1 protein-coding gene and 1 pseudogene are annotated in these 3,926 nt (G+C 38.1%); both read left to right on the forward strand.

The features are described 5' to 3' along the window. A partial coding sequence (locus HMPREF2987_RS11390; protein ID WP_142995329.1) for an LPXTG cell wall anchor domain-containing protein occupies window positions 1-101 on the forward strand: 101 nt, incomplete at its 5' end. Between the two features lie 596 nt (window positions 102-697). Continuing rightward, a pseudogene (locus tag HMPREF2987_RS00935) lies at window positions 698-3,926 on the forward strand (hypothetical protein); the annotation flags it as partial.

Raw genomic sequence — 3,926 nt, forward strand, 5'->3', positions numbered from 1 at the left:
ATACTGGTACAGAGCAATCTAACGCTTCACTTGGTCTAGCACTACTTGCAGCAGTGACAGGCGGACTCCTCTTCACTAAAAAACGTGAGGAAGAAGAGTAAGAAGTTACTCAAATAAAGCAAACCTGAGAATTTCGATTCTAAGAATTTGCTAGGAAAGGATCTGAGATAAAATAGTTCTCAGCCACAAAAAAAGCTAGAGATTTCCCATTGCGGAACTCTAGCTTTTTAATTTGGCTCTTTGTCAACTGTAGGGGGATAGAAATTTTTTGATGGATAATGACTAGGAGAATGTTAAAATCTCAGTCCTAGAGATGTTGAAAAAGCTTAAATCTGGAAATCTGATATTATGCGTTTATTTTTTTAAAATGGTTATAAATAAAACAACTATCGAAAATTAGTTTGCGCAAAAAATATAAAAAACGAACTCCAAAGTCAAATAATCTTCAAAAACATCATAAATCTACAAGATTTTTATAATTTAATTGTTTTGATACCGATATTTTTCGTTTAAATACATCTTTAATATATATCGGAAAAACTTATATTTATAAGTTGAAAAGGTTTGCACGTTTACGTATTTTTGAAAAATGAATGATTTTAAAAAAAGAAGACCCCAATTGACTATTTTTTGAAGATGATGTATAATAACTCTGTATGTAAAAAACATGCTTTTATTTATAAAAAGGAGATATGTCATGTATTTTAATCGTAAAAATGCAGAACAAAAGAATTGGCGTATGATCAAAAAAGGAAAACATTTCCTTTTCGGTTGTTCGCTTGTTTTTGCGGTTGGGGCAACTTTGGTGGTTCCATCAGTCAAAGCAGATACGGTAGAAGCTAAGCCAGAAACTAGCTCTACAGCAGAAGGGGCTAAGCCAGTTGTATCTGAAGAGAACCCAACTTATGCAGCACCAGCTGTAGAAGTAGCACCAGCAGTGGCTGAAGAAAAAGCTGAAAAACCCGTTGAAACTACTCAAAATTCTAAAGAAGAACCAGTAGTTGCGACTGAAAAAGCGAAGGAAGCAGACAGCATCCAAGCTCCAGAATTGACTGTGGTTTACAATCCAGCAGCACTTACTGATGAAGAAAAAGCAAAAGTTGTAGCAGCTGTTAAGGCAGCAAACCCTACAGCGACTGATGTTCAAGTCCAAGCAGACGGAACAGTAGTTGTGACTTTTGCAGATGGTTCAAGTGCAAACTTGACAGCAGCTCAAACTATCAAAGATGGCTCTTTAGTAGCTAAGCCACGTACTAATCGTGCAGCGAGAGCTACAGCAACACGAGCATCAGAAGGTGCTGAAAACCTTGACTATAGCAATAAAGAAGATGTCGAAGGCTATGTTAAAATTAGCTACGAAGTAGACAAGGCTAATAATGTTATCCATTGGACAGTTCTTGATAACCCAGGCCGTAAAGGAAATTCAGCCAGTGGTTATGTCTACTTTACAATTCCGAAAGGTTCAGTAGGTGAACCAACAAACTGGAAAGTTGTCCAAACAGATAAAAACGGAAAAGTAGTTAATAGTCGTGATTACTGGAAAGATAATGATGGATCTTACTTGATGGGTCAGAAAGGTCGCATGAATACCTATACTGGCGCTGAAATGACGAAACGCTTGACTCAACTTTATAAAGATACAAAAAATCCAGCAATTAAGGGCAATGAAGCTGCAGTTGCAGCTCAAACCGCAGAACGTTCACAAGCTTTGTATACGATGACTGCTGATAATAATGCGATTCGTAATGTTATGTGGACTATTACCTATGACACACCAATCTTGGATAACTCTAAGCCACTTGACTATGTTGCAGGTATGCAAGGAACAGGGCTTGTTGGTGGAAGAACAAACATCATGACTGGTTTCACAGATAACTACATCGATAATGCAAGTTCAAAATTCCAAGCAGTTGCAGTTAAAGAAAAGTACACTGCCAAAGTTGGTGGAAGTTTTGCTGCAGATCCAGCTACTTATGTAACTAACAAGGCTGGCACTCCAGAATTCCCAAATAACTACCGTGGTGCAACAAGCTTCAAATGGAAAGACGGTCAAGCACCAACTGCTACAGAAGCAGGTACTTACACTAAAACAGTAGTGGTTACTTACCCAGCTCACTACAAACAAGCTCCACAAGAAGTTACGATTACATTTGAAGTTGAAGGGGAAACACCAAAACCAGTTACCCCAGCCAAACCAGTTGTGAACACAGATCTTACAGGTAAAGCAGGTACTAAGACATCAGTTGAAGTTACAGCTGATCCAGGAACTACAGTTGAGTTGTTCGATAAAGACAACAACAAGATTGGTGAAGCAACAGCTGATAACAATGGTAAAGCAACAATCACACCAACAGTTGATATCCCAGCAGGCGCTGTAACAGCGAAAGCAACTAAAGATGGTCAAACATCAGTAGCAAGTGATCCAGTTACAGCTACAACTCCAGCAGCTCCAGTAGTAGCACCAACAGTAGAGATCCCTTACTCTAATAAAGATGCTAAAGAAGTTTATGTATATGCTGGAGAAGAAAACTCATTCGATATCAAATTCAAAGATGATAGCGGAAAAATTGCAAGTGCCACTGTAAACGCTGGAGGAAACCAAGCATTTAAACCAGTTGAAGGTGAAGAAAATACCATCAATACTCAATATGGTTTTAAAGCAAATGTTATCTCTGCTGAAACCCCAGCAACAGCGGATGCACCAGCAGTTATTACTTATAGAGGTACTCCAGCAGCAACAGATGGTTTGAAACCAGAAGACTTAGAAGCAGCGACTAAAGGCGAAAATCCAAAAGGTATGGTTCTAGGCTGGCGTTATGCAACTGCAACGGATACAGATGGTGCGAAAATTGAGAATAAAGCTGTAGGTAGCTCAAACGCAACTGACCCAGGTTCATTCCGTGTCATTCTTAAGCCGCAAAATCAAAAATATGACATTGCAACTCCGACTGAAAAAGTTACTGTAGCAGATCCAGCTAACGTGACCGAGGCTGAGCTAGCTAAAATCAAAGAAAAAGTCCAACTTGAGTACTCTCAAAACAACGATGATGCGAACTTAGCAGACAAAAAAGGGACAACAGCTGATAAAACTAATAAGATTCAATCAGTCACAAAAGATGCGGATGGAAATCTTGTAGTAACTTATACAGATGGTTCTATAGATAAAAAACCATTATCAGAATTTGTAAATGTAGCTCCAACAGTTGAACTTCCGTACTCAAATGAAGCTAATAAACAAATCTATGTTTATACAGGTGAAAACACTGATTTGACCTTCAAAGCTGCGGATGATAATGAAGTTAAAAACCTCAAACTTCGTGGACCAGGTATTATTAAAAATGATAATACTGCTGGATTTGGTTTTACAACAGGGAAGATAGAAAATTCTGCCGTTACACATGGTGAGGGGACAGTATCTGGTAAAACTGCTACTATTAAGATGACTGGTGTAACTAACCTCAAACCAGGCCAAAATTGGACAAGTTTCATTGTTGCAGAAGATAATGATAATGCGCTTTCTAATGATAATTATACTTCACTCAGAGAAGATCCTAACGCATTAACAAGACCAGGTTATGTTCAATTCGTTGTTAAATCACAAACAGATAAGTACGATATTGCAACTCCAGCCCCAGCTGATAAAGTTGAAGTAGCAGATCCAACGAAAGTAACAGACGCTGAGTTAGATAAAATCAAAGAAAAACTGCAAATTGAGTATGCTCAAACTAATGATGATGCCAACTTTGCAGACAAAAAAGGTACAACTGTAGATGCTGAAGATGCTAAGACTAAGATTAAATCAGTCACAAAAGATGCAGATGGAAATCTTGTAGTAACCTACACAGATGGTTCTACAGATACAAAACCATTGACAGAATTTGTAACTAAAAAACCAACAACACCAACTCAACCAGAAATCACAACAG

Source organism: Streptococcus sp. HMSC067H01 (assembly GCF_001814775.1).
GTDB lineage: Bacteria > Bacillota > Bacilli > Lactobacillales > Streptococcaceae > Streptococcus.